Source organism: Microbispora sp. H10670 (assembly GCF_014161385.1).
Lineage (GTDB): Bacteria > Actinomycetota > Actinomycetes > Streptosporangiales > Streptosporangiaceae > Microbispora > Microbispora triticiradicis.
Genome location: NZ_JABBWW010000008.1, coordinates 270,924 through 295,438, shown reverse-complemented (window position 1 = coordinate 295,438; position 24,515 = coordinate 270,924). Strand labels below are relative to the sequence as shown.

General features: G+C 72.4%; 20 protein-coding genes, 1 tRNA gene and 2 pseudogenes. 12 read left to right on the top strand and 11 right to left on the bottom strand.

Annotation, left to right across the window (positions count from 1 at the left end):
- Window positions 1-25: 25 nt before the first annotated feature.
- The 4 genes and pseudogenes from HHX33_RS37705 to HHX33_RS14940 all read right to left on the bottom strand — a co-directional run.
- Window positions 26-919 (bottom strand): annotated as a pseudogene (locus HHX33_RS37705) (tyrosine-type recombinase/integrase); the annotation flags it as partial.
- A 147-nt stretch (window positions 920-1,066) separates the two neighbouring features.
- Window positions 1,067-2,329, bottom strand: a pseudogene (locus HHX33_RS37700) (RNA polymerase sigma factor); the annotation flags it as partial.
- Between the two features lie 71 nt (window positions 2,330-2,400).
- Window positions 2,401-2,739, bottom strand: coding sequence for a YciI family protein (locus tag HHX33_RS14945; protein WP_111701188.1), 339 nt, complete (start codon window positions 2,737-2,739; stop codon window positions 2,401-2,403).
- Window positions 2,740-2,909: 170 nt separating this feature from the next.
- Entirely contained in the window at window positions 2,910-3,443 is a 534-nt protein-coding gene (locus HHX33_RS14940; RefSeq protein ID WP_182875114.1) for a helix-turn-helix domain-containing protein, read from the bottom strand.
- An 85-nt stretch (window positions 3,444-3,528) separates the two neighbouring features.
- On the opposite strand from HHX33_RS14940, the gene HHX33_RS14935 reads away from it, so the two are divergent.
- Together HHX33_RS14935 and HHX33_RS14930 are read left to right on the top strand one after the other, a co-directional pair.
- Window positions 3,529-3,885, top strand: coding sequence for a hypothetical protein (locus tag HHX33_RS14935; protein ID WP_182875113.1), 357 nt, complete (start codon window positions 3,529-3,531; stop codon window positions 3,883-3,885).
- Between the two features lie 47 nt (window positions 3,886-3,932).
- Entirely contained in the window at window positions 3,933-4,937 is a 1,005-nt protein-coding gene (locus HHX33_RS14930; RefSeq protein ID WP_182875112.1) for an alpha/beta hydrolase family protein, read from the top strand.
- 69 nt (window positions 4,938-5,006) lie between these two features.
- On the opposite strand, the gene HHX33_RS14925 is transcribed toward HHX33_RS14930, so the two are convergent.
- Window positions 5,007-5,309, bottom strand: coding sequence for a hypothetical protein (locus HHX33_RS14925; RefSeq protein ID WP_182875111.1), 303 nt, complete (start codon window positions 5,307-5,309; stop codon window positions 5,007-5,009).
- Between the two features lie 175 nt (window positions 5,310-5,484).
- Here HHX33_RS14925 and fdh point away from each other — a divergent pair, with 175 nt between their 5' ends.
- From fdh to nrfD, 3 genes are read left to right on the top strand one after another with little or no spacing between them, the layout of a single operon-like run.
- Window positions 5,485-8,658, top strand: coding sequence for a formate dehydrogenase (fdh, locus tag HHX33_RS14920; RefSeq protein ID WP_182875110.1), 3,174 nt, complete (start codon window positions 5,485-5,487; stop codon window positions 8,656-8,658).
- On the top strand, window positions 8,651-9,400 hold the full coding sequence (locus HHX33_RS14915) for a 4Fe-4S dicluster domain-containing protein (protein ID WP_182875109.1): 750 nt from the start codon (window positions 8,651-8,653) through the stop codon (window positions 9,398-9,400). The genes fdh and HHX33_RS14915 overlap by 8 nt, the downstream gene beginning before the upstream one ends.
- Before the next feature lie 22 nt (window positions 9,401-9,422).
- Entirely contained in the window at window positions 9,423-10,358 is a 936-nt protein-coding gene (gene nrfD, locus HHX33_RS14910) for an NrfD/PsrC family molybdoenzyme membrane anchor subunit (protein ID WP_182875108.1), read from the top strand.
- 164 nt (window positions 10,359-10,522) lie between these two features.
- Here nrfD and HHX33_RS14905 read toward each other — a convergent pair whose 3' ends face one another.
- Window positions 10,523-11,134, bottom strand: coding sequence for a hypothetical protein (locus HHX33_RS14905; protein ID WP_182875107.1), 612 nt, complete (start codon window positions 11,132-11,134; stop codon window positions 10,523-10,525).
- Window positions 11,135-11,243: 109 nt separating this feature from the next.
- On the opposite strand from HHX33_RS14905, the gene HHX33_RS14900 reads away from it, so the two are divergent.
- The 3 genes from HHX33_RS14900 (at window position 11,244) to HHX33_RS14890 (ending at window position 13,884) form a co-directional block, all read left to right on the top strand.
- Window positions 11,244-11,957 carry a response regulator transcription factor gene (locus HHX33_RS14900; RefSeq protein ID WP_259402459.1) on the top strand — a complete coding sequence of 238 codons (714 nt, stop codon included), beginning with the start codon at window positions 11,244-11,246 and terminating at the stop codon, window positions 11,955-11,957.
- A gap of 1 nt (window position 11,958) precedes the next feature.
- Window positions 11,959-13,296, top strand: a complete 1,338-nt coding sequence (locus tag HHX33_RS14895) for a sensor histidine kinase (RefSeq protein WP_182875106.1) — start codon at window positions 11,959-11,961, stop codon at window positions 13,294-13,296.
- A gap of 387 nt (window positions 13,297-13,683) precedes the next feature.
- Window positions 13,684-13,884 (top strand): hypothetical protein, encoded by a 201-nt coding sequence (locus HHX33_RS14890; protein ID WP_182875105.1) that lies wholly within the window; start codon window positions 13,684-13,686, stop codon window positions 13,882-13,884.
- A gap of 486 nt (window positions 13,885-14,370) precedes the next feature.
- Here the strand turns inward: HHX33_RS14890 and HHX33_RS14885 are convergent, their stop codons facing one another.
- Window positions 14,371-14,964 carry a DUF6886 family protein gene (locus HHX33_RS14885; RefSeq protein ID WP_182875104.1) on the bottom strand — a complete coding sequence of 198 codons (594 nt, stop codon included), beginning with the start codon at window positions 14,962-14,964 and terminating at the stop codon, window positions 14,371-14,373.
- 82 nt (window positions 14,965-15,046) lie between these two features.
- Entirely contained in the window at window positions 15,047-16,060 is a 1,014-nt protein-coding gene (gene selD / locus HHX33_RS14880) for a selenide, water dikinase SelD (protein ID WP_182875103.1), read from the bottom strand.
- A 93-nt stretch (window positions 16,061-16,153) separates the two neighbouring features.
- On the opposite strand from selD, the gene HHX33_RS14875 reads away from it, so the two are divergent.
- A tRNA-Sec gene (locus HHX33_RS14875) sits at window positions 16,154-16,246 on the top strand.
- A 59-nt stretch (window positions 16,247-16,305) separates the two neighbouring features.
- Entirely contained in the window at window positions 16,306-17,184 is an 879-nt protein-coding gene (locus tag HHX33_RS14870; protein ID WP_259402458.1) for a hypothetical protein, read from the top strand.
- Window positions 17,185-17,235: 51 nt separating this feature from the next.
- On the opposite strand, the gene HHX33_RS14865 is transcribed toward HHX33_RS14870, so the two are convergent.
- Together HHX33_RS14865 and HHX33_RS14860 are read right to left on the bottom strand one after the other, a co-directional pair.
- Window positions 17,236-19,917: a caspase family protein gene (locus tag HHX33_RS14865; protein ID WP_182875102.1), complete on the bottom strand. Its 2,682-nt coding sequence runs from the start codon at window positions 19,915-19,917 to the stop codon at window positions 17,236-17,238.
- A gap of 166 nt (window positions 19,918-20,083) precedes the next feature.
- Window positions 20,084-20,863, bottom strand: a complete 780-nt coding sequence (locus tag HHX33_RS14860) for an IclR family transcriptional regulator (protein ID WP_182875101.1) — start codon at window positions 20,861-20,863, stop codon at window positions 20,084-20,086.
- 128 nt (window positions 20,864-20,991) lie between these two features.
- Between HHX33_RS14860 and selA the strand changes: the two genes are divergently transcribed.
- Both selA and HHX33_RS14850 read left to right on the top strand, forming a co-directional pair.
- Window positions 20,992-22,293: an L-seryl-tRNA(Sec) selenium transferase gene (selA, locus tag HHX33_RS14855; protein ID WP_182875100.1), complete on the top strand. Its 1,302-nt coding sequence runs from the start codon at window positions 20,992-20,994 to the stop codon at window positions 22,291-22,293.
- Window positions 22,294-22,331: 38 nt separating this feature from the next.
- Window positions 22,332-24,113, top strand: a complete 1,782-nt coding sequence (locus HHX33_RS14850; protein WP_182875099.1) for a selenocysteine-specific translation elongation factor — start codon at window positions 22,332-22,334, stop codon at window positions 24,111-24,113.
- Here HHX33_RS14850 and HHX33_RS14845 read toward each other — a convergent pair.
- Window positions 24,105-24,512 (bottom strand): PPOX class F420-dependent oxidoreductase, encoded by a 408-nt coding sequence (locus HHX33_RS14845; RefSeq protein ID WP_182875098.1) that lies wholly within the window; start codon window positions 24,510-24,512, stop codon window positions 24,105-24,107. The two genes, HHX33_RS14850 and HHX33_RS14845, sit on opposite strands and share 9 nt — an antisense overlap.
- Between the last annotated feature and the right edge of the window lie 3 nt (window positions 24,513-24,515).

Below are 24,515 nucleotides of genomic sequence, written 5' to 3'. Positions count from 1 at the left end.
GGCCGAGCGGGACGCGGCGGGGGGCTCACGGCCTCCCGCCGTCCACCTGCTGCCCGGCCCGGACGAACTCGCGTAGGGTGCGCGCGCCGGCGTGACCGGACAGGGACATCAGCATCGGCGCCGTCCAGCCGTCCTCCGCGAGGTGGGCCAGGCGCGAGTGCCGCAGGCGGTGCAGCGTGTATCCCTCGCCCTCGGGGTCGAGATCTCCGGTGGCCCGCTTGAACAGGTGCTCCGCCCGCTCGTACGACAGGCGGCTCCGGCCGGTGTGCGGGCACAGGTCGGCCGCCGCCGGTGCGCGGCCCGGGCCCGGCCGCCGGTCGGTGAGGAAGAGCGGGCCGCGACGGCGGTCTCGCACCAGCAGGGGCAGCAGCGCGGCCGTTCCCGCCTCCCAGCGGACCCGATGCCGCCTGCCGCGCACCACGGCGCTCATGCCGGGCAGGTCGAGGTCCTGCACGTCGAGCGAGAGTGCCCGTTCCGCCGGGGTCGCGCTCTCGTAGAGCAGCATCCACAGGGCGCGCTCGCGCGGTGCGACGTCCGGCCGCGCCCACAGGTCCTCCAGGTGCGACCGGGCGATGGGACGGACGCGCCCCCGGGGCTCGGGCCGCCGGTCGAGCGCGGCGGCCAGGTCAGCGGCACCGTCAGTGGTCCGATCGGCGGCCCGACCAGCGGCACCGTCAGAGGCCCCACCGGCGGCTGGGCCGGCGGCGAGGCTGGCGGACGTCCGTCCCTGCCCGGCGGCCCAGGCCGCGAACGACCGCAGCGCGGCGCGGTGCCGGTTCCAGGTCGCGCCCGCCGCCGTGCCCCACTCCGCCGCGAAGACCTCGGCCACCTGTTGGGGGGTCACCTCCGCCAGCGGAAGGTCCGCGCCGAGGCGCAGGCACAGCCGTGAGAGCGTCTGGTCGTACGACCGCAGGGTGCCGGCCGTCAGGCCGGGGCGGGCGAGGAAGGCCCGCACGGCCGCACCGAGCACGACGCCCCCATCACCCGTGGCGCCCCCGGCGTCCCCGGCGAGCACGCTGGCTCCGACGCCTCCGCTGAGCACGACACCCCCGACACCCCCGGCGTCCTCGGCGCAGTTCGCGGCGCGGCGGAGCAGAACCTCGCGTTCCGGGGCGTTGCGGGTGAGGGACGCCGCGCGCTCGAACTCCGCGCGGGCCTCTTCGCGCCGGCCGAGCCGGGCCAGCAGGTCGCCGCGTACGGCGGGCAGCAGGTGGTATCTCGCCAGGGCCGGTTCGCCGGTCAGCGTGTCGGCCAGCGCGAGACCGGCGCCCGGCCCGTGCGCCATGGCCAGCGCGACCGCGCGGTTGAGCTGGACGACCGGTGTGGGCAGCACCTGAACCAGCGCGTCGTAGAGTGCGGCGATCCGCGGCCAGTCCGTCTCCTCCGGGGTGGCCGCTCCCGCGTGGCAGGCCGCGATGGCCGCCTGCAGCACGTACGGGCCGAGCGGTCCGCCGGCCTGCCGCGCCCGCAGCAACGCGGCGAAGCCGCGCCGGATGAGCAACCGGTCCCAGCGTCCCCGGTTCTGCTCGTGCAGCACGATGGGTTCTCCGGACGGCCCGGTTCGTGCGGCGGAGCGCGACTGCTGGAGTTCCATCAACGCGACCAGGCCGTGCGCCTCGGCCTCGCCGGGCACGAGCCCGGCAAGGAGGCGGCCGAGACGCAGGGCCTCCAGGCAGAGGGACGGCCGCGTCAGGTCGTCGCCGGCCGTGGCCGAGTATCCCTCGTTGAACACGAGGTAGACGACCTCCAGCACCGACGCCAGCCGGGCCGTCCGATCCGGCCCCGACGGCACCTCGAAGGGCACCCCCGCGTCGGCGAGCGCGCGTTTGGCCCGGACGATCCGCTGGGCCACGGCGGCCTCGGTGACGAGGAAGGCACGCGCGATCTCGTCGGTGCGCAGGCCGCCGACGAGCCGCAGCGTGAGCGCCACCCGCGACTCGGCCGGCAGCACCGGATGGCAGGAGACGAACATCAGCCGGAGGACGTCGTCGCCCACCTCTCCGTCGACCGCGCCCAGCACGTCGTCCACCTCACGGGCGCCGTCGTCGGCCCGGGTCGCGAGATCGTGGGCGAGCCGCTCCTGCCCGCGGCCGTGCCGGTCCTCCCTGCGGAGGTGGTCGACGGCACGCCGCTTGGCGATGGCCATGAGCCAGGCGCCGGGGTTGTCCGGGGCGCCCGACTCGGGCCACTGCTCCAGCGCGGCGAGGACCGCCTCCTGCGCCAGTTCCTCCGCCAGGCCGACGTCGCCGACCAACCGCAGCAGACCGGCGACGATCCTCGCGGACTCGAGCTTCCACACCGCGTCGATCAGAGCGCCTTGGTCGCGCAGGGGGGCGTCGCGGGACGTCACCCGATCGATCAGAGCATCCGCGCCGCTCACCGCGCAACCCGGGCCCGGCGTCAGCGGGGCGCGTCCTCCGGGCCGAACACCTGCTGGACGGCGCCCTCGCCGTCACCCACGATCTTCCAGAAGCGGCGGGCCAGCTCGATCGCCTCCTCACGGGAACGGGCCTCGACCAGCGCGAAGCTGACGATGGCCTCCTTCGACTCGGCGAACGGTCCGTCGGTCACGGTGACCTCGCCCCCTCGGGAGGTCATCCGCACGCCGCCCGGCTCGAGCCCGCCCGTGGCCAGCAGCACGCCGGACCTGGTCATCTCCTCGATGAAGGCGCCCATCTCGGCCAGCATCGCCTCGTCGGGAGCGGGGGAGGTGCCCTTGGTGGTCATGAGGAACCGCATCGTGGTGTCTCCTTGCGTTCACTGTGCGACGTTCACTGTGCGGGCCGATCGCCGGTCCGCCCTGCTTCACCTACACGTCGCGCGGACGCGGACGAATTCGACACCACCATCATCATCCCTCTGACCAGGCCTTCTTCCATCGATGTGACAGGGAATGCGCATGTACGCGATCACACGGGGGGCCGGGCGGGCATGACGACGGTGGAGAGGAGCCTGCGGACGCGGCCGGGGGCGGGCCGGTTGACCAGCCGGGGGCGCAGGACCGCGGCCAGGTCCCCGAGGAACTCCCGGAACTCCTCGTCGCTCAGATACATCGCCGTCTGCCGGTAGCCCACCCCGTCCCGGCCGAGATCGAAGTCGCCGTGGTCGAGATACCGGTCGAAGTCGGCGAGCAGTGACGCGACGAACGTCATGAACGCCTGCCGGTGGTCGTCCGCGCCGAGCCCGGCCGCGTCCTCCGCGGTCACGATCGCGTTCGCCGCACGCAGCCGGTAGGACCGCTCGAACGTGCCCCTGACCTTGCGCTCCGCCACGATCTCGATGATCTCGCCCTCCACGAGGGCCGCGACCTGCCGATACAGCGTGGCCGTGGGCACGTCGGGCAGTTCCGCTCGCAGCTCTCCCGTCGTCAGGGTCCGGTCGCCCAGAAGGGCCTGGACGATGCGCAGCCGGACGGGGTGGAGGAGCAGTTCCGCTGTGGCCATGGCCCTATGTTCTCACGATTGACATCATTCTCATAGTTGATAACAATGGACTCGTACCCGACAGAAGCGACGAAGGAGCCGCCCCATGAGCACCGTGACCATCACCGCCGACGCCGTAGCCGTCCGCCTGAGCGCCGCGGAGAAGGCCGGCGCGTTGCGTGGCGACCTCCGCGTGCCCCGCTCGGCGGTCCGGTCCGTCGAGGTCGTCGAGGGCAGCCCGCTGCGGGCACCCCGCGGACTGCGCACCGGTCTCGCCATCCCGGGCGCGCGTAAGCTCGGCACCTGGCACCGGTCCGGCAGCAGGGAGTTCGTGGACGTGCGCGGCGGTCAGGCGGCGGTGCGCATCCACCTGGAGGGGCAGAGGTACGACTCGCTGCTGCTCGGCGTGGACGACCCCCGGGCCGTGGTCGCCGCGCTGGCCCCCACGCCGTCCGAAGCGTGAGGACCTCCGAGAGCCGCACCGGAGACACGGAAAGACGCGGTCAGGACATGCACGACATCGATCTCACCTTCGACTCGGCGGGCCACCGGTTCGCGGGCACGCTGACGCTGCCCGAGGGGGACGGTCCCTTCCCGGCCGCCCTGCTCCTGCCGGGCTCCGGACCGGTCGACCGCGACTCCGACCACCGGAGGCTTCCGCTGAAGGTGACCCGCGAACTGGCCGAGGCGCTGGCCGCCGCCGGGATCGCGACGTACCGCTACGACAAGCGGGGAGTCGGCGCCAGCACGGGCGAGTTCCTCGCGACCGGTTTCCTGGAGGGCATGACCGACGCCGCCGCGGCGCTCGCCGCGCTGCGTTCACGCCCTGAGATCGATCCTTCCCGGGTCGCGGTGGCCGGGCACAGCGAGGGCGCCCTGATCGCGGCGAACCTGGCCGCGACCGTCGAGCCGCCCCGCGAGCCCGGCAGCGGATCCGGGGCCGGGCCCGGGGCCGGGTTGGAGGCCGGAACCGCCGCCCGGCCGGTCGTGGCGGCGGTGGTGTTGCTGTCCCCCTCCGCGAAGCCGGGTGCGGAGACACTGCGGTGGCAGGCCGAGCGCCTGGCGCCCTCGATGCCGGCGGCCGTCCGGTGGCTGCTGCGGCTGACCCGCACCGATCTGGTCACGAAGGTGCTGAAGAACCACGAGCGGATCCGCCGTACGACCACGGACGTCGCCCGGATCGGCGGGGTGCGGATCAACGCGCGCTGGACCCGGGAATTCCTCGATCACGACCCCGCCGTCGACCTCAGCGGGATCCACGCTCCGGTCCTGGCCGTCACCGGGGAGAAGGACCTCCAGGTGGACCCCGCCGACCTGGCCCGGGTCGCCGAGTCGGTCCCGGGACCGGTGGAGACCCACGTGATCCCCGACCTCGATCACATCCTGCGCAGGCAGCCCGGTCCGCCGTCGCTGCGCGCCTACCGCCGTGAGGCGCGGGAGCCGGTCGACGCGCAGGTGAAGGCCATCGTGACGGGATGGCTCACCGAACGACTCTCCCCGGACGCCCGCTCCTGACCTCCGCACGCCGGGACCCCGACGCCCTCCCTCGCCCGTCCGCTTCGCCGCGACACCGGCGGGCGATCCTCAGTCGGGATCTTTCGGCGTCTGGGCCAGGACCTGGTCGGCGGTGGCCGCCACCACGGCCGCCGCCGCGGAGATCTCCCTGACCTGCTCGGGAGGCAGGGCGCGCAGCACCTTCTCCAGGGCTTCCAGGTCGGCCTGGTAGGCCGCCGCCATCGCCGCCTGCGCCCTGGCGGTCCGCCCCGCCTGATCGACCGCCCGGCCGATAGCCCGGCCGGCCCGCTCGACGGCGGCGCCGAACTCCCGCGCCGCCTCGACGGCCACTTTCTCGATGTTTCTCGCCCACTCGGGCGGTTGGTCGCTCATCGCCGTCCTCTGCGTGGAGGTCTTCCCGTGCGGTCTTCCCGTAGGCACGACTCGCCCCCGGAGTGCGCCGGATCAGGGCCTAATGCCCCCCGTACGCGCTCTACACCCGATCACCCCGGAACCTTTGGGAGTTCTTCGTGGTTGAACCTGGAGCAACTGGGGCAGTAGAGGCGTCATGGGTGCTGGATGGCTCTCCCGATGGCCGGTGATCCGGCAGCTCAAGGGAGAGGACGGCAGGGGGCGGGCGGCGCGCTCGCCGCGTACGGACGCCCTTCGCCCCAGGGTGGAGGACGCCGACACCGTGGCGCGCTCCGTCTGCCCCTACTGCGCCGTGGGCTGCGGCCAGCTCGTCTACGTCAAGGACGGGAAGGTCACCCAGATCGAGGGCGACCCGGCCTCGCCGATCTCGCGCGGGCGGCTGTGCCCGAAGGGGTCGGCCAGCAAGCAGCTCGTCACCCACCCCGGTCGTCAGACGAAGGTCCTCTACCGCAGGCCGTACGGCACCGAGTGGGAGCCGCTCGACCTCGAGACCGCCATGGACATGATCGCCGACCGGGTCGTGCGGACCCGGCGCGAGACCTGGCAGCAGACATACGAGGGGGAAGAGGTCAGGAGGACTCTGGGCATCGCCAGCCTGGGCGGGGCGACGCTCGACAACGAAGAGAACTATCTGATGAAGAAGCTGTACACCGCCCTCGGCGCGATCCAGGTGGAGAACCAGGCGCGCATTTGACACTCCTCCACCGTCCCCGGTCTGGGGACCAGCTTCGGGCGTGGCGGCGCGACGCAGTCCCAGCAGGACCTCGCGAACGCCGACTGCATCGTCATCCAGGGCTCCAACATGGCCGAATGCCATCCGGTGGGGTTCCAGTGGGTGATGGAGGCGCGTCAGCGCGGCACGAAGGTCTTCCACATCGACCCTCGGTTCAGCCGGACCAGCGCGTCGGTGGACCGGTATCTGCCGATCCGCGCCGGAAGCGACATCGCGCTGCTCGGGGCGCTGATCAACTACGTGCTGTCGAACGGGCTCGACTTCCGCGAGTACGTCCTCGCGTACACGAACGCGGCGACCCTGGTGAACCGGGAGTTCCGCGACACCGAGGACCTCGACGGCCTGTTCTCCGGCTATGACGAGGAGACCGGCAGGTACGACCCGTCCACCTGGGCGTACGAGGGCGACAGGCCCGAGGAGGAGGAGCTCACCGAGGGCGGCGTGCACCACGCCGAGGCGGCGGGGTCCGACTCCTACGGCGCGCGCGGCGCGGGATCGAGCGCGACGCCGCCGTCCGACCCGACGCTGACCGACCCGCGCTGCGTGTACCAGATCCTGAAGAGGCACTACTCCCGCTACACGCCGGAGATGGTCGAGGAGCTGTGCGGCATCCCGCCGGAGCGGTTCCGCGAGCTGGCCGAGGCGGTCACCGCCAACTCGGGCCGCGAGCGGACCACCGCCTGGGTCTACTCCGTGGGCTGGACGCAGCACTCGGTGGGCGTGCAGTACATCAGGGCCGCCTCGATCCTGCAGTTGCTGCTCGGCAACATGGGCCGTCCGGGCGGCGGGATCATGGCGCTGCGCGGCCACGCCAGCATCCAGGGCTCGACGGACATCCCGACGCTGTTCAACCTGCTGCCGGGATACATCGCGATGCCGCACGCCCACCGCCACGACGGCCTCGACGACTACCTGGAACGGGAGGGCTCCGACACCGGCTGGTGGGGCAACCGGCGGGCGTACGTCGTCAGCCTGCTCAAGGCGTGGTGGGGCGACGCGGCGACCGAGGAGAACGACTACCGCTTCGACTACCTGCCGCGGCTCACCGGCGACCACGGCCACTACTCGACGGTCATGGGCCAGATCGACGGGAAGGTCAAGGGCTACTTCGTCGTGGGGGAGAACCCCGCGGTCGGGTCCGCCAACGGCAAGGCGCAGCGGCTCGGCCTGGCCAACCTCGACTGGCTGGTCGTCCGCGACCTCGTGACGGTCGAGACCGCGACGTTCTGGAAGGACGCGCCCGAGATCGAGACCGGGGAGCTGCGGACGGAGGAGATCGGCACCGAGGTCTTCTTCATGCCGGCCGCGACCCACGTGGAGAAGGAAGGCACGTTCACCAACACCCAGCGCCTGCTGCAGTGGCGGGAGAAGGCGCTCGACCCGCCGGAGGACTGCCGCAGCGACCTGTGGTTCTACCACCACCTCGGCAAGCGGATCAGGCGGCTGCTCGGCGACGACGACATCGACCGGCCGGTGATGGAGCTGACCTGGGACTATCCCGAGATCGGCGAGCAGCGCGACCCGTCCGCCGAGGCCGTGCTGCGAGAGATCAACGGCGCGGACGCCGACGGCCGTCCGCTGGCGTCGCTGCGCGAGCTGAAGCCGGACGGCTCGACGAGCTGCGGCTGCTGGATCTACTGCGGGGTGTACGCCGACGGGGTCAACCAGGCGGCCCGGCGCAAGCCGCACACCGAGCAGGGTCCCGTCGCGCTCGAATGGGGCTGGGCGTGGCCGGCCAACCGGCGCATCCTCTACAACCGGGCCTCGGCCGACCCCGAGGGCCGCCCGTGGAGCGAGCGGAAGAAGTACGTCTACTGGGACGCCGGGCAGGGCCGGTGGGTCGGCCCCGACGTGCCGGACTTCGAGGAGGACAAGGCGCCCGGCTACGTGCCGCCGGAGGGGGCCAAGGCGCAGCACGCGCTGGCCGGCACCGATCCGTTCATCATGCAGTCGGACGGCAAGGGCTGGCTGTACGTGCCGTCGGGCCTGTCGGACGGTCCCCTGCCCACCCACTACGAGCCGCACGAGTCGGCGGTGCGCAACATGTTGTACGGGCAGCAGTCCAACCCGGCCCGCCGGACCGTCGACCGGCCGGAGAACCCGTACAACCCGGCGCTGTCGCCCCGGTTCCCGTACGTCTTCACCACCAGCCGGTTGACCGAGCACCACACGACCGGCGCGATGAGCCGGCCCCTGCCGTACCTGGCCGAGCTCCAGCCCGAGGGGTTCTGCGAGGTGTCCCGGGAGATGGCCGAGGAGCTCGGCCTGGAGAACGGCGGCTGGGCGACGATCGTCACCGCCCGCACCGCGATCGAGCTGCGCGTGCTGGTGACCGGCCGGGTACGGCCGCTGCGGATCAACCGCAGGACCGTCCACCAGGTGATCATGCCCTACCACTGGGGCTACGGCGGGGGCGGCGTGGTCACCGGGGACGTCGTCAACGACCTGGCGTCGGTCGTGCTCGACCCGAACGTCTACATCCAGGAGAGCAAGGCCGGCACCTGCGACGTCCTGCCGGGACGGCGCCCGCGCGGCCAGGCGCTGCTCGACCTGGTCGAGAGGTACCGCCATGGCTGAGCGGATGGGCTTTTTCACCGACACGACCGTCTGCATCGGCTGTAAGGCGTGCGAGGTGGCCTGCAAGGAGTGGAACGACGTGCCCGACGACGGGTTCGTGTTCCGCGCCACCTCCTACGACAACACCGGTTCGCTCGGCGCGAGCACCTGGCGGCACGTCGCGTTCGTCGAGCAGGACGGCCGCTGGCTGATGATGTCGGACGTGTGCAAGCACTGCACCCACGCCGCCTGCCTCGACGTCTGCCCCACCGGCGCGTTGTTCCGCACCGAGTTCGACACCGTCGTCGTCCAGTCCGACGTGTGCAACGGCTGCGGCTACTGCGTGCCCGCCTGCCCGTACGGGGTGATCGACCGCCGGGAGGACGACGGCCGGGCCTGGAAGTGCACGCTCTGCTACGACCGGCTGCGCGGCGGCATGGAACCGGCCTGCGCCAAGGCGTGCCCGACCAAGTCCATCCAGTTCGGGCCGCTCGACGAACTGCGGGAGCGGGCCCAGGAACGCGTCGAACGGCTGCACGCCGAGGGCGTGACCGACGCCCGGCTGTACGGCGAGAGCCCGGACGACGGCGTCGGCGGCACGGGCGCGTTCTTCCTCCTGCTGGACGAGCCGGAGACGTACGGCCTGCCGCCGGACCCGGTGGTGACCACCCGCGACCTGCCCGCGATGTGGCGCTGGGCCGGCGGCGCAGCACTCGCCCTCGCCGCCGGCGTGGCGGTGTGCTTCGCCGGGAGAAAGCCGTGATCGTTGCGGTGGGGAGGATCTGATGCCGAAAGGCCAGGGCGAGGTGGTGCCGGAGGCGCCGTTCCGGTCGTACTACGGCCAGCCGGTCGTCAAGCAGCCCATCTGGCACGAACCCCACATGCCGACGTACCTCTATCTGGGCGGGCTGTCCGGGGCCGCGGGCGCGATGGCGGCGGCCGCCCGCCTGGCCGGGCACGACCGGCTCGGGCTGGCCGCCCGGACCACCGCCTTCACCGCGGCGAGCGCCGGCACGGCCTTCCTCGTCGCCGAACTGGGCAGGCCCGCGCGCTTCCTGAACATGCTGCGGGTCTTCAAGCTCACCTCGCCGATGAGCGTCGGCTCCTGGACGCTGGCCGCCCACAGCGGGCTCACCGGCGTCGCGGCCGGATCGGCGGTGACCGGCCTGCTGACCCCGGTGGGCGACGCCGCGTCGGTGGCGAGCGGCCTGAGCGGCCTGGCGATGGCGACGTACACGGCCGTCCTCCTCGCCGACACCGCCGTGCCGTCGTGGCACGAGGGGATGCGGGAGCTTCCGTTCCTGTTCTCGGGGAGCGCGCTCGCCTCGGCGGGCGCGGCCCTGATGCTGACCACCCCCAGGGCGCAGGCGGGGCCCGCCCGCGCCGCGGCGGTCGCCGGCGCCGTGACGGAGGTCGTCGCCGGTGAGCTGATGGAGCGTCGTCTGGGCCTGCTCGGCGAGCCGTACCGGAACGGCAGGGCGGGCAGGCTCATGCGGGCCTCACGCGCGCTCACTCTCGGCGGCGGCCTGCTCGCCACGGTCGCCGGACGCAGCCGGACCCTCACCGCGCTGTCCGGGCTCGCGATCACCGCCGGTGCCCTCTGCACCCGGTTCGGCGTGCTGGAGGCGGGCCGGGCCTCGGCCAAGGACCCCAGGTACACCGTCGTCCCCCAGCGTGAGCGCCTCGACGCGGGCCACCCCGCCCCCGTCCCCGGCCGCTAGTGCTGTGACCGAAACGATCACCGGGTTCACGCGTAGGCCTTCGCTGTAGCTCAGTGCGGTACAGGCGGACGCTCGCACGCGGCTGACCGGCGGAGACGTCCCGCCGGCGAGGTGGCCGGCGGGACGTTCGCATGGAGTGGTCAGCGCCTGCGGCGAGTCGTGTGTCAGTTCGGCGTGACGGTCACCGGGGCGTCGTCCCCGGCGTGCACGTCGTCCATGCCCTCACCGGGCTTCCCGGGCGGGGGGCACTTGGCGTGCGCCTGCTTGCCGTCGACGTAGCTCTTCTCGGCGCTCGTGCCGAACTCGCCGCTCTCGTCGCCCTTGACGTGCACGATGCAGTCGGCGCCCTTGCCGGGCAGCGGGGGCTCCTTGCAGAGGATACGCAGCTTGCCCTTCGGGGCCTCCTTGCCGTCCACGAAGACCTTGCCGTCCCTGAACGTGTCCGTTCTGAACGTCTCCCCCCTGAACTTGCCGCCCTTGTCGGCCTTCTTCATGATGCAGACGACGCCCTTGCCGGGCAGCGGAGGCTGCTTGCAGAGGGTGCGCAGCTTGCCCTTCGGGACCTCCTCGCCGTCCACGAAGACCTTGCCGTCCTGGTCGACCCTGACGGTGGTCTTGCCCTCCCCCATGGCCGCCGGCCCGCCCTTCACGGCGCAGCCGAACACCGGCTTCGGGGCGCCGGTGGAGGTCGCCGACGCGGCGGTGGCGCCGCCGACGCCGACGCCGAGGCCCACCGTCATGACGACCGCCGTGAGGATCCTGCTCCTCTTCTTCATGCTCTGGACACTCCCTAGATCGGCTGCCCGTGAGGGCTGCCCGTGATCGGTGACGGAACGCTCAGCAGTTTGGGCCCCTACACCTGAAGCGATCCTGAAGAGGTAAACGATGATCTTCATGTTCGCCTTAGGTACGCACCTCCACCCTGTCGACGTGCGCCTACTTCTGGTGGAAGACGAACGCAGGCTGACCGAGCTGCTCAAAGACGGCCTGACCAAAGAGGGCTTCGCGGTCGATCTCGCCTACGACGGGTGCGAGGGCCTGTGGATGGCGACCGAGCATTCGTACGACGTGATCGTGCTGGATGTGATGCTGCCGTTGCTGCACGGCTATGGGGTCTGCGCGAAGCTGCGCGAGGCCGGGAACTGGACGCCGATCCTCATGCTGACCGCGAAGGACGGAGAGTACGACGAGGCGGAGGCGCTGGACACCGGCGCGGACGATTATCTGACCAAGCCGTTTTCGTACGTCGTACTGCTGGCTCGACTGAGAGCACTGGCTCGGCGCAAGGTGCGGGAGCGGCCGACGGTGCTGACCGCCGGGGATCTCCGGGTCGATCCCGCGGGGCTGAAGTGCAGTCGCGGGGACGTACAGATCGCGTTGACACCCAAGGAGTTCGCGATCCTGCACTGCCTGACGCGGCACGCGGGCGAGGTGGTGACCAAGGCCGAGCTGCTCGCCCAGGCCTGGGACTTCGCGTACGACGGCGATTCGAACGTCGTCGAGGTCTACATCAGCGCGCTGCGCCGCAAGATCGACAAACCGTTCGGACGGACGACGCTGAAGACCGTGCGGGGTGTGGGCTACCGGCTGGAGGGCTGACATGGGAGTACGTCTACGCACGACGCTGACGGCCACCGCCGCGGTGGCGGCGGCGCTCTGCCTGGCCTCCATCGCGCTTTTCGCCGCGCTGGACTCGAGCCTGACGGCCTCCACCAAGGAGTTGGCGGCGAACGACGCCAAGGAACAGATGCGAGTTCTGAAGGCGGAGTCGGGGCCGGGTCACGCGGGGGACGAAAAGGGAATGGTGCCACCGCTTGAAAAGGGAGCGGTGCCGCCGGACGGGAAGGGACCGCTGCCGGGCTCGGCCGCCCACGGCGAAGACGACGGCCTTCCGGTGCCCGATGAGGCCGTTCTCGTGGTCAGACGGACGTTCGAGACCGAGGACGGCCCGGTCACCGTCTTCGGAAAAGCTTCCAAGGCACCCGCGCTGGCGGCGATGACCACGCTGAGGAACCTGCTGATCCCGGGGGTTCCGGCGCTCCTCGCGGTGGTCGCGCTGTTCACCTGGCTGGCGGTCGGCCGAGTGCTACGCCCGGTCTCCTCGATCAGGGCGAAGGTCGCCGACATCACCGCGCACGGCCTGCACGAACGCGTGCCGGAGCCGGACACCCGAGACGAGATCGCGGCACTGGCCCGTACCGTCAACGCCACCCTCGACCGGCTGCAGACCTCCGTCGACGCGCAGCGGCAGTTCGTCGCCGACGCCGCACACGAACTCCGCAGCCCACTGGCGATCCTGCGGACCCGGCTGGAGCTGGCCCGGCCCGCCGAGAAGCCGCTGGCGACTGCGGCACTGGACGACGTCGCACGCCTCCAGTCCCTTTCCGCCGACCTCCTCCTGCTGGCCCGGCTCGACGCCGGCGAACCCCTGTCGCGGGCCGAGGAACTGGACCTGGCCCAGGTCGTCGCCGAGGAGGCCGTCCGCAAACGCCCTCGTCCGGACGTCCACGTGTACCTCGACCTCACCCCCGACCTGCTCCTCAACGGCTCCGCCGAGCAACTCCGCCGCCTCGTCGCGAACCTCGTCGACAACGCGGTCCGCCACGCCTCCACGTCAGTCCACGTCACCCTCACGGCTCCGGGCGACCACGCCGTCCTCGACGTCGTGGACGACGGCCCCGGTATCCCCCCGGAACACCGCGCCATCGTCTTCGACCGTTTCACCCGTCTGGACCACGCCCGCACCCGGGACACGGGAGGCTCAGGGTTGGGGCTGCCGATCGCCCGGGATATCGCGCGGGCTCACGGGGGGACCCTCCAGGTGGTCCCGCACAGCCCGGGCGCGAGGCTGCGTGCGGTCTTCCCGTTGTCCGGGAGGTCTGCGGCGTACCCGCTGGGTGATCTTGCGGTGCGCGCGCACCGTCGCGAACGCGCCTGACGACCACCCGGCCCGATGCCGGTCACAGCACCAGCCAGTGTCGGTCACCCTGCGCCGGTGGCGAGCGGCCTGAGCGGCCTGGAGATGGCGACGTACACGGCCGTCCTCCTCGCCGACACCGCCGTGCCGTCGTGGCACGAGGGGATGCGGGAGCTTCCGTTCCTATTCTCGGGGAGCGCGCTCGCCTCGGCCTCAAGCTCCCGAAGCTACGGCGAGCCGCATGGTAGGGACGGTCAGCCGGCAGGCGGTCCGGCTGGCCTCGCTGCAAGTCACCTCCAAGTCGATTACCAAAACTCGCTGCGAAGCTCCGGTATCGATAACGACACCGAAGAGGCGGCCGGGACAGCCTGCCATTCCGCCTCACGTTATGAGCTGGAAGGAGGACCCATGCTGAGACATTCGTTCCGCGCTCTCGGCGGCGTCGGGCTTGCCGCCGCGCTGCTGGTCGCCGTGTTCGGCGCGACCCGTGCCACCGATCTCGCCGACGGCCAGGCCTCGATCTCGAACAGCCGGCCCGTCGGCGTCTATGCCTACGGCTACCCCGCGGGCGCTCACCCGGACGGGTGCGATCCACCTAGGTGCAGGTGATTTCTCCGTTTCACATCGTCGCCTCGGCACAAGTGCTGGGGCGTGATTCGGAGTGGTCGTGCGGCAGGGTCCTGGAGCCTGTCTGACAGTTGATCACACCACTGTGGTTGGAACCTGCTGGTCGCGCCGGCGACCGGCAGGGCAACTCGTTGGCAGTCCCTCCAATAACGCGGTCTCACGGGACGCGTATGGGTCAGGCGGGCATGGTAGGTGCAACCTCCATCACATCGAGGGCGGCGAGGCCGATGAGGTGGCGTACCCGTCTGTTCGCAGGCATCGTTCGTCGCCGCCGCCCCTCGCACGCCCGAGGCCGCGACGGTCGTCTTCACCTCCGCCTTCCAGGCGACCTTCGCCTCGGCGCGTTCCTCGGCAGACGCGTCGTCGACGCTTTCTCGGTCTCCACCGTGGTGATCTGCGGCGGGCTGACCGCTCTCCTCATGGCGGCATCCCTGTGGTCACTTGGCAAACCCCGCTGACTCCGCGAGGTCACGCGCCGTGCGCCACGGAACCGCGATTCTCGTCGCCGTGATCGACGAATGGCTGTGAGCGCCGGCGGCGGGCGTTGCGGAGGCGGATGCCGCTCCAGCGCAGGGAACTCGCGGTCACAGCGTCCCAGAACGGCCAGAGGTCGTTCAGCAGCCTGAGCTGGATGCCGGCCTCCTCGTGCAGCCGCAGCAGGTCGCCGACGGGTTCGGGTGGCCCGAGGGGTTCGACGGGCTCGGTCGCCACCACCGCGTTCGGCACCGGCTCGCCGAACGGCACGAACTTCTCGGCTGGGAAGCGGTAGGCGTACAGGCGGACGGTCAGGAAGGCCTCCAGCCAGCCGTATTCGACGACATGGACCCGCTCGCCACAGCCCGGCCCGATGATCCGGTCGCGATCGGCGTCCGTGGAGTCGGGCGTCGTCCACGCCATGGCCCGCGGGCACTGGCGGGGGAACCAGTAGTCGGGGCAGCGCTCGGCCGTCACCGCCCAGACGTACGCCTCCGGCTGCCGCGCCGTGGCCGCCACGTGCGGGACGAACCGAGTGATCTCGGGGTCCTCGGAGAAATGCAGCACCTCACCCGGTTCAGGTCGCATGCCTGGTGTCTACCACCCGGGAGCGCGGCGGGCCCCGAAGCCCGGGCGTGTCCGGGTCAGGGATCACGGCAGCCGGTCGGGGTCAGGTGAGTCGCAGGACGGCGGCCTCGCGCGGGACGAGCTCGCCGATGACCGGCGCGCCGGGGACCTCGCCGGCGACCAGGAGGCCGCCCGAGGTCTGGGCGTCGGCGAGCAGGAGCAGGTCCTCCTCGCCGAGGCCGCCCGGGTCGAGATGCGGGCGCACCCAGTCGAGGTTGCGGCGGGTGCCGCCGCTGACGAACCCATCGCGTACGGCCTGCCGCGCGCCTTCCAGGTAGGGCACGGCCGCCACGTCGACCACCGCCGTGACGCCGCTCGCCCTGGCCAGCTTGTAGAGGTGGCCGAGCAGCCCGAAGCCGGTCACGTCGGTCGCGCAGCGGGCCCCGGCGGCCAGCGCCGCCCGTGAGGCGTCCCGGTTGAGCGTCGTCATCACCTCGATCGCCTGCGGGAGCACCTCGCCGGTCGCCTTGTGCCTGGTGTTGAGCACGCCCACGCCGAGCGGCTTGGTAAGGGAGATCGGGGTTCCCGCCCGGCCCGCGTCGATGCGCAGCAGCCGCTCGGGGTCGGCCAGGCCGGTGACCGCCATGCCGTACTTGGGCTCGGGGTCGTCCACGCTGTGCCCGCCCGCGACGTGACAGCCCGCCGCCCGCGCCACGTCGAGGCCGCCGCGCAGCACCTCCAGGGCGAGGTCCATGGAGAGGGTCTCTCTCGGCCAGCCCAGGAGGTTCACCGCCACGACCGGTTCGCCGCCCACGGCGTACACGTCGGAGAGCGCGTTGGTCGCCGCGATGCGCCCCCAGTCGTATGGATCGTCCACGACCGGGGTGAAGAAGTCGGCGGTGGCGACGACCGCCCTGCCCCCCTCGATCCTGACCACGGCCGCGTCGTCGCCGTCGTCCAGCCCGATCACCAACTCGTTGGCGTACGCCGACGGATCCGGGGCCACGAGCCCGGCCACGATGCTCTCCAGCTCACCCGGGGGGATCTTGCAGGCGCAGCCGCCTCCGTGCGCCTGCTGGGTCAGCCGCAACCCGGCCCGTTCCGTCGTCTCGGTCATGCCGCCCCCGTCCGGGTCGTCGTTCACGTACGCCGCGCCGCCGCCGTGGGGGCACCGCCGGGTCCCTACCCCGTTCCGGCTAGGTTTCTGCCTGGAGGTGTGTGGGTGCCTGGTGGCCCCCGCGGTCTTCAAAACCGACGAGGCCGAGGTCCTCGGCCTGGCGGGTTCGATTCCCGTCCACCTCCGCTCGCCTACGTGGCGAATCGTCAATCACCCAGGGTGATAGTGATGTAACGTTGAGTGCTATGCCGTCCCCCCAGCATGACACGCTCAATCTGCTGTTCCGCAACAGGCCACGATTCGCCCTGGAGATGTGCCAGGCTCTGCGCATCCCTGTGCCGGAAGACCTGCCGGTGCAGGTGGTGAGCAACGAGCTCAACGACCGCCCGTCCATCGATCTGCACCCGGACACCGTGGTAACGGTAGGTCCTCGGCATCACCCGGTGCATGCGATTGTCGTGGAGATCCAGCAGCGGCAGGACGCTGCCAAACGGGTGGCGCTGCCCCGGTACGCAGCCGCGTTGTGGCTACAGGTGAACTGCCCGGTCACGGTGCTGGTGATCTGCCCGGACAGACGGACGGCCGACTGGGCGGCGAAGCCCATCGACACCAGCCTGCCCGGTTTCCAGCTGAAGTGCGGGGTGATCGGCCCGGCCGAGATTCCGCCAGTCACCAAAGTCGCACAGGCGGCAGAGCATCCGGAGCTGGCCGCATTGTCAGTCATGAGCCATGGTGACGATATCTCCGTGGTCAGGGCATTCATCTCCGCGCTTGAGTACCTCCCGGACGATCACGCTCCGCAATACTATGAATACGCATACCGCTTGGCTTCCGAGGTTGCCCGACGTGTGATGGAGGAGATGATGGAGTCCACTACCTGGCCGGTCTACAGCCCTTTCGCCCGGCAACACTACGGCAGAGGCCGAGAGGAGGGCCTAGAGGAAGGCCGTGCGGAGGGCGAGGCAAGGGCGGTGCTGACCATCCTGGAAGTTCGAGACATCCCCGTATCCGAGGATGACCGCGCCTTCATCATGGAGTGCACGAATCTGGAGCGCCTTGACGAGTGGGCGCGGCGGGCCGTCACCGCGACCTCGGTCGCGGATCTGTTCGCCGAAGAATCCTGATCGCGCGGCATACGGGGGACGTGTTCGCCGTACCGCCGGCGCGGGGCGTCTTCAGTCGTGTGATGAGCGGGTTCTCCCCGCCGTGTAGGCGGCGATCGCGACCAGGAGGGCCGCGACGAGCTGGAGGATCAGATGACCCATCGTGTAGGGGATGACGAAGGGCGAGAAGTCGCGGTTCGCCATACCCCGGTCGGCGACTCCCTGGAGGACGCCCGCGACGAGGGAGAGCCTGGCGGCGGCGAGGAACTCCGGTCGCCTGCTCGCCGGGCGGATGCCGAGTAACAGCATGACGAGCAGAGTGGGCAGGTAGACGCGGAGCACCTCGGCCCTGCCGAGGTCCAGCACCACGAGCACGGTCGCGGCGGCGCCGAGGACGAATGCGATGAGGGCGCGGGTGTCGCGTCGCTGCTCGATCACGCGGACGACGAACAGGCAGAGGCAGACGGCCGACACCACCATCGCTCCCCACCACTGCGGCGTCTCTCCGGCGCCGCGAGTGATGCGTTCGGGAGAGACGAAGTGGGCCACGACCACCGCCACGGCGACCAGGCTGACGGCGCGGTCCCCTAACCATGACCACCGCGCCCTTTCCGGCGCGTCCTCCAGCATGACGACCACGAGAATGAGCAGGGTTCCCGCCGCCGCGATCCACATGCTCCAGCCGCTGCCGAACTCGGCCGCGAAGAACGCCAGCAGACCCAGCATGACCGCGCCGAGACCGGCGGCGAGCCCACGGGCGATCTCCCGGGCGGGTCCGTCCGAAGGAAGCAATCCCGTCCCGAGCGCGGCGGCCACCAGTAGCCATTGCCAGATCACGGCGACCGGGGTCAGCCAAGAGAGCGGCGCGCTCGCCAGCAGGAAGGCCGCGGGGAGGGCGAGCGTCCGAAGATCGAAGGCTCGGCCGTGCGGCCGGAAGGCTCGGAGGAGACGGTTTCCGGGGCCGGTCACACCGCCGGACGGGTTGGGCGGCTCCGGTGTCTCTGCCTCGGAGACAGATGACGCGGACGGGCCCGAGGACGGCGGCTTGACCACGGTCGCCGATGCCGGTGCGGATGGCGCCGACTGTGATGCCGATTTCGGTGCCGGGGGCGCGGGCTGTGCCTCAGATACCGGCGCGAGAGGTGCGGACGCCGCTACCGACGCCGACGCCGGGAACGCGGATCGTGCCGCCGAGGCCGGCGAGGAGGATACGAGGGTAGGACCTGCGGAGGCCGGTGCGGGAGGCGCGGACGCCGGTAGCGATGTCGGCGTGGACGCGGCGGACTGCGGTGCCGGTGCCGGTGCCGGTACCGGGGCGGCTACGGGTGCGGGGGATACGGATGCCGGTGCCGATCGGGGTTTCGTGGCGGTGGCGAGGGCTTCGGCGGCGGCCTTGGACACCATGCGGCTGTCGTCGTCGGCGAGTTCCTCCAGGGTCAGGCGTGCCGCGAGGGCGAGACCCTCGTGCCTGCTCCGCAGCAGGCGCCGCAACTCCTCGACGGCCCCGGCGCGGACTCTGGGGATGGAGTTGTCGATGACCGCCTGGAGCTCCACCGGCAGGGGAGAGGGCACGGTGACCGGGCGGGCGCGCCGCGCGACGTAGAGATCGCCCTGCAGGTCGAACGCCCACTTCCCCGGGGTCTGACCAGGTGTCGTCCTCCTGACCTTGTCGTAGACGTAGTCGTACAACTCGTCGATGCCGACGTAGCCGTCCTGGTCGTGGTCGGCGTCCCCCGACTCCAGCCCTTCCACGAGAGCGCGGGTGAACACCGACGGCGCCTGCTCCTGCGCGTCGGCGAGTTCGGTGCCGTCGAAGGCGTACTCCATCGCGTTCGACGCGGTGATCACCACGCGGCCGCGGCCGCCGAACTGCTCCTCCACGTGTACGCCCGTGCCGGCGCGGGGCAGCGCGCCCCGTGCCCACGCTCCCGCGTAACAGCAGTCGAGCAGCAGGATCATGCGCCTCGACCGGCTGCGGCTCATCCTGCGGTTGACGAACTCGGCCGAGACCGCGGTCGCCCCCAGGCGGTTCAGCTTTGTGCTGGGCGTGGCGAAGTACAGCTCTCCGTTGTCGTCCTTCACGCCGTGGCACGAGAAGTGCAGCAGCAGCACGTCGTCCGGGGCACGGTCGGCGAAGAACTCCTCGACCATCTCGCTGACCACGTGCGTGGGCTCGTTGAGCAGCGTCCTGACCTGGAAGCCGCCGATCGCGGGATCGCCGAGCACGCGGGCCAGCGCCTCGGCGTCGCGCGCCGGTGCGCGCAACCGGCGCAGCCCGGGATCGCGGTACTCGTCTCCGGCCACGATGAGGGCGGTCCGCCTGGCGGCGGGGGCTCCGGCGTCCCCCTGCCGTACGCCCGCGTGCCGCCGCACCCACAGATCGGTCAGCCGGCGTTGCTCGCCGGACGGCACACCGGTCAGCTCGATCGCGTCGCCGTCGATCGTCAGCTTCGCGGAACGGTGCTGGTTCCGGGTCAGCCAGGCCGTCACCGCGTTCACGACCGCGGCGAGCAGCTCGGTTCCCGCGAGGGAGACCACCAGGCCGCCGAGGGAGAACGACAGGACGGCCCTGGCTCCGGGTGGCGGCGGCGCCCCCGCCTCGCTCTCGGCCGCCAGCACGTCGATCTCCAGCAGCTCCGCCCGGAGCCGCGCCGTCAGGTCCTCCAGTTCGCGGGGGTCCGCGTTTCCCTGGGCGTCCCCCTGAGCGCCTGCCCCGGTGATCCGGATGGTCAGCCGGGTCGTCTCAGCGGCCATGTCGCGGATCCCCCTTACGGTTCCCGGCACGCGGACGTGTCCGTACGGGGGCCGGTGCGCCGGTTCGTCCCGGCACCCGCACCCCGGCCCCCGACCGGGCCGGCCGCACGTGGTGCCGGCTCGATGCAGTGTCGGCCGGGCGGCCCGGCGGAGGGAACAGCGCGGTTCACTCAGCGGACCGCGCGTCGATACGGCCGAGGTTGCGGGTGATCTCCCTGGACGCGCGCAGCACGAGTTCGGAGAGCCCCGCCGGCACCGCCGGCCGTATCGTGAGCGCGCTCACCGACGCGACGACCTCGCCGTCCGGCCGCCGCACCGGTACGGCAACGCAGCAGATCCCGGGAAGGACGTCCTGGTGGTCGACGGCGATGGCGCCGGACCGCCGGAAGGACGTCCGGGACCGCCGCCACTCGGCCGGAGTGAACCCCGCGGGCGCGTCGTCGTCGTCCGGCCTGTGCATGAGCAGCACCCGGCCCGCGGCGGTCGCCTCGGCCAGTTCGGAGCCCGGCAGGACCGGCGGCACCTCCGTGATGTCTCCCCGTGTCGCCGTGACGACCCTGACCCGGTCCTCTTCCAGCACGGTGAGGAACGCGACGGTCGTGGTCAGCGCGGACAGCAGGCGTACGGGTTCGCGGGCGGCGGCCTGCAGCCGCGGGTCGGGCTGCCAGGCGTCGGCCAGGCGGGCGAGCCGCCGGCCCACGAAGTAACGCTGCCCATGTCGTTGCACCGCGCCGAGGGCCGCGAGCTGCCGGAGCAGCCGGTAGGTGGTCGCCTTCGGCAGGCCGGCGTCGCGGGCGAGTTCCGAGAGACCGGCTCCCTCCTCGGCCGCCGCCAGCACGTCGAGCAGGTGGAACGCCCCTTCGAGCACGCCGCGTCCGGACGGCGCCCCGGCCAGGTCCGCCGGCTCCCGGCCGGATTCGGCGCCGGCGTGGTCCCGCATGCCCATGGGCCTCCCTCCCGAGTCGGTCAACAGGATCTCGCGGACGACGACTCCGCCGTTACCGTCCGTACGGGGAGAAGAGCGGGACCGGGGGTTCCAGCGAGCCCGTGCCGGTGGGAGCAGTAGGTTGAAGTGTGGATCCACGGAGGCGGGTGCCGCGTACGGACACCGTGCTGGCGGACCCCCGGCTGGCCGAGGCGGCCGGTCGGCTCGGCCGTCAGGTGGTCAAGGACGCGGTCGTACGGGCGCAGCAGCGGGTGCGGCAGGGCGAGATCGAGCCGGAGGACGTCGCCGGGGCGGCACTGGCGGCGCTGCCGAGGCACGCGACGAGCCTTCGCCCGGTCCTCAACATGACGGGCGTGCTGCTCCACACGAACCTGGGCCGGGCTCCGCTGTCGGCCGCGGCCGTCGAGGCGGTGACGGTGGCGGCGGGGGCGACCGACGTCGAGTTCGACCTCGTCACCGGAGCGCGGGCCCGCCGGGGACGCGGCGCGGCCGAGGCGCTCGCCCGTGCCGTGCCCGACGCCGAGCACGTGCACGTCGTCAACAACAACGCCGCGGCCCTGGTCCTGGCCGCGACCGCGCTCGCCGCCGGGCGGGAGATCGTGATCAGCCGCGGTGAGCTGGTGGAGATCGGCGACGGCTTCCGCATCCCCGACCTGCTCGTCTCCACCGGCGCGCGGCTGCGTGAGGTGGGCACGACCAATCGCACCGGCCTGGCCGACTACCGGGAGGCGGTCGGCCCGCAGACCGGGTTCGTGCTCAAGGTCCACCCGTCGAACTTCCGGGTCGAGGGCTTCACCGGCTCCGTGGAGGTGGAGGAGCTGACCGGGCTGGGCGTGCCGGTGGTCGTCGACATCGGCTCCGGCCTGCTGGAACGCGATCCGCTGCTGCCCGAGGAGCCCGACGCGGCGAGCGTGCTGCGGGCCGGCGCCGACCTGGTCACGGCGAGCGGCGACAAGCTGCTCGGCGGCCCGCAGGCGGGCCTGCTGCTCGGCCGCCGCGACCTCGTCGAACGGCTCAGGCGGCATCCGCTCGCCCGCGCGCTGCGGGTGGACAAGCTGACGCTGGCCGCGCTGGAGGCGACGTTGCGCGGGCCCGGGACACCCGTGCGGCAGGCCCTCCACGCCGATCCCCTCGTGCTGCGCGAGCGGGCCGAGGCGCTGGCGAAGGCGGTGTGCCAGGCGGGCGTGGACGCCGACGTGGTGCCGGCCGAGGCGACCGTGGGCGGGGGCGGCGCTCCCGGAGTGCGGCTGCCGAGCGTGGCGGTGAGCCTGCCGGAACGGCTCGCCGTGCCGCTGCGGCAGGGCGAGCCTCCGGTGGCGGGGCGGGTCGAAGGGGGGCGGCTGCTGCTCGATCCGCGCGCCGTGCCGCCGGAACGGGACGCCGAGGTGATCGACGCCGTGGTCGACGCCGTGCTCAGGGCGGCGCGCTGATGCGAGGACGGCCCGCCCGCCTGACGAAGGAGGGGTGAATGCACGTCGTGGCCACGGCGGGGCACGTCGACCACGGGAAGTCGACGCTGGTGCGGGCGCTGACCGGAATGGAGCCCGACCGTCTGGCCGAGGAGCGGCGGCGCGGGCTCACGATCGAGCTCGGGTACGCCTGGACGTCGCTGCCCTCGGGAGAGCGGGTCGCGTTCGTCGACGTGCCCGGCCACGAGAGGTTCCTCGGCACGATGCTCGCCGGGGTCGGCCCGGTGCCCGCCGTGATGTTCGTCGTCGCCGCCGACGAGGGGTGGATGCCCCAGTCGGAGGAGCACCTGGTCGCGCTGCGCACCCTCGGCGTACGGCACGGCCTGCTCGTCGTGACCCGCGCGGACCTCGCCGGCCCCGGCCCGGCGGCGAAGGACGCGGGCGACCGTCTCACCGAGGCCGGTCTCCGTACGGGACCGGCGGGCGGAGCGGTGGAGACGCTGGCGGTGAGCGGGCGCACCGGCGAGGGCCTGGACGCGCTGCGCGCCGCCCTCGACCGGCTGGTGGCGGCGCTGCCCGCGCCCGATCCGGAGGCGCCGGTGCGGCTGTGGATCGACCGCGCGTTCAGCGTGCGCGGCAGCGGCACCGTCGTGACCGGCACGCTGCCCGCCGGTCGCGTGGAGGTCGGCGACGAGCTGGAACTGGACGGCGAGCCGGTGCGGGTGCGCGGTCTGGAGTCGCTGAAGGAGCAGGCCGAGTCGGTCACCGGGGTGGCGAGGGTGGCGCTCAACGTGCGCGGGCGGGTCGCCGCGGAACGCGGGCACGCGCTCGTCACGCCCGGCGCCTGGACGGCGACCGGCCTGGCCGACGTGCGCGTGACGATGGCCGAGGGCGCGCGAGGGCCGCTGCCGGGCCAGCTCACCGTCCACATCGGGTCCGCGTCGGTGCCGTGCGAGGTCCGGCCGCTCGGCCCGGAGGCGGCGCGGCTGCGCCTGGCCCGGCCGCTTCCGCTGCACGTGGGAGACACGCTGCTGCTGCGCGACCCCGGCCGCGGACAGGGCGAGCTTCGCGTGCTGGCGCGGGCGACGGTCCTCGACGTACGGCCGCCGGAGCTGCGGCGGCGGGGTGCGGCCCGGGAGCGGGCGAAGGCGCTCGCGGAGGCCACCGCCGACGCCGCGTCCCTCCTGCGTACGCATCTGCTGCTGCGCGAGGGAGAACTGGTCGCGATGGGCGGCCCGCCACCGGGGCGGCCGGTGACCGGGGACTGGCACGCCGATCCCGGCCACTGGACCGGTCTGCTCGCCCGGCTGCCCGAGGTCGTGCGGCGCCACGCGGAGGCGCATCCGCTGGAGCCCGCGATGCCGCTGGAGGCCGCCCGCCACGAGCTGGGCCTGCCCGATCGCAGGCTCGTGACGGCCCTCGTACGGCCCCCGCTGACCGTGGCGGACGGCCGGATCACGACCGGCCGGACGGCGGCCGGGGAGGCGGGGCTACCGGCTGCCGTCGCCGGGGCGGTAAGGACCCTGCTGGCCGGCCTCTCCTCGACGCCCTTCCAGGCGCCGGAGGCCGGGCGGCTGGCCGAGCTGGGCCTGGGGCCGCGCGAGATCGCCGCCGCCGTACGCGCCGGGGCGCTGCTGCGGGTGGCCGACGGGGTGGTCCTCGCACCGGGCGCCGACGCCCGGGCGGCGGCGGTGCTGGCCCGGCTGCCGCAGCCGTTCACGGTCAGCCAGGCCAGAAGCGCGCTCGGCACCAGCCGCCGGGTGGCCGTGCCCCTGCTGGAGCACCTCGACCGCCGGGGGTTCACCGAGCGCGTGGACGACGTCCACCGCCGGTCAGTGTGAGGGGACGTCGCGAGTGCCGGACGCCGGGTTGCCGGGGTCGACGCCGAAGCTGATGACGCGCCGCGGGTGGACGCGGATGATCGGGCCGGGGAGGGGCGCCGCCGAGTCGGCCGGCTCGGCAAGGGCCTCGCCGTACCCGCGTATCTCCAGGCAGCGCACCCGCCAGGGGTCGACGGACGGGACGTCGTCCACGACGAACGCGACCCTGCCGTTGGCCAGGACGTTGCGGAACTTGCGGCTCGCCGCCATGTCGCGCCCGGCGATGTCGATGGTCCCGAGCCCGGGGTTGTAGCGGAACCCGACCGGGCTCACCTGGAGCGTCCCGTCTGGCTGGAGCGTGGCCAGCCGGCCGATCCGCTGACCGTGGAGGTACTCGATCTCGCGCTCTGTGAAGCTCATGCC

Excerpts from the sequence above, each read along its gene's own strand:
- selD (WP_182875103.1), bottom strand. The coding sequence starts at position 16,060 with ATGACCGAGACGACGGAACGGGCCGGGTTGCGGCTGACCCAGCAGGCG.
- HHX33_RS14870 (WP_259402458.1), top strand. The coding sequence starts at position 16,306 with ATGCCGTCCCCCCAGCATGACACGCTCAATCTGCTGTTCCGCAACAGG.
- HHX33_RS14945 (WP_111701188.1), bottom strand. The coding sequence starts at position 2,739 with ATGCGGTTCCTCATGACCACCAAGGGCACCTCCCCCGCTCCCGACGAG.
- HHX33_RS14850 (WP_182875099.1), top strand. The coding sequence starts at position 22,332 with ATGCACGTCGTGGCCACGGCGGGGCACGTCGACCACGGGAAGTCGACG.
- HHX33_RS14915 (WP_182875109.1), top strand. The coding sequence starts at position 8,651 with ATGGCTGAGCGGATGGGCTTTTTCACCGACACGACCGTCTGCATCGGC.
- HHX33_RS14940 (WP_182875114.1), bottom strand. The coding sequence starts at position 3,443 with ATGGCCACAGCGGAACTGCTCCTCCACCCCGTCCGGCTGCGCATCGTC.
- nrfD (WP_182875108.1), top strand. The coding sequence starts at position 9,423 with ATGCCGAAAGGCCAGGGCGAGGTGGTGCCGGAGGCGCCGTTCCGGTCG.
- HHX33_RS14900 (WP_259402459.1), top strand. The coding sequence starts at position 11,244 with ATGATCTTCATGTTCGCCTTAGGTACGCACCTCCACCCTGTCGACGTG.
- HHX33_RS14865 (WP_182875102.1), bottom strand. The coding sequence starts at position 19,917 with ATGGCCGCTGAGACGACCCGGCTGACCATCCGGATCACCGGGGCAGGC.
- HHX33_RS14925 (WP_182875111.1), bottom strand. The coding sequence starts at position 5,309 with ATGAGCGACCAACCGCCCGAGTGGGCGAGAAACATCGAGAAAGTGGCC.
- HHX33_RS14895 (WP_182875106.1), top strand. The coding sequence starts at position 11,959 with ATGGGAGTACGTCTACGCACGACGCTGACGGCCACCGCCGCGGTGGCG.
- HHX33_RS14905 (WP_182875107.1), bottom strand. The coding sequence starts at position 11,134 with ATGAAGAAGAGGAGCAGGATCCTCACGGCGGTCGTCATGACGGTGGGC.
- HHX33_RS14860 (WP_182875101.1), bottom strand. The coding sequence starts at position 20,863 with ATGGGCATGCGGGACCACGCCGGCGCCGAATCCGGCCGGGAGCCGGCG.
- HHX33_RS14935 (WP_182875113.1), top strand. The coding sequence starts at position 3,529 with ATGAGCACCGTGACCATCACCGCCGACGCCGTAGCCGTCCGCCTGAGC.
- HHX33_RS14845 (WP_182875098.1), bottom strand. The coding sequence starts at position 24,512 with ATGAGCTTCACAGAGCGCGAGATCGAGTACCTCCACGGTCAGCGGATC.
- HHX33_RS14890 (WP_182875105.1), top strand. The coding sequence starts at position 13,684 with ATGCTGAGACATTCGTTCCGCGCTCTCGGCGGCGTCGGGCTTGCCGCC.
- HHX33_RS14930 (WP_182875112.1), top strand. The coding sequence starts at position 3,933 with ATGCACGACATCGATCTCACCTTCGACTCGGCGGGCCACCGGTTCGCG.
- HHX33_RS14885 (WP_182875104.1), bottom strand. The coding sequence starts at position 14,964 with ATGCGACCTGAACCGGGTGAGGTGCTGCATTTCTCCGAGGACCCCGAG.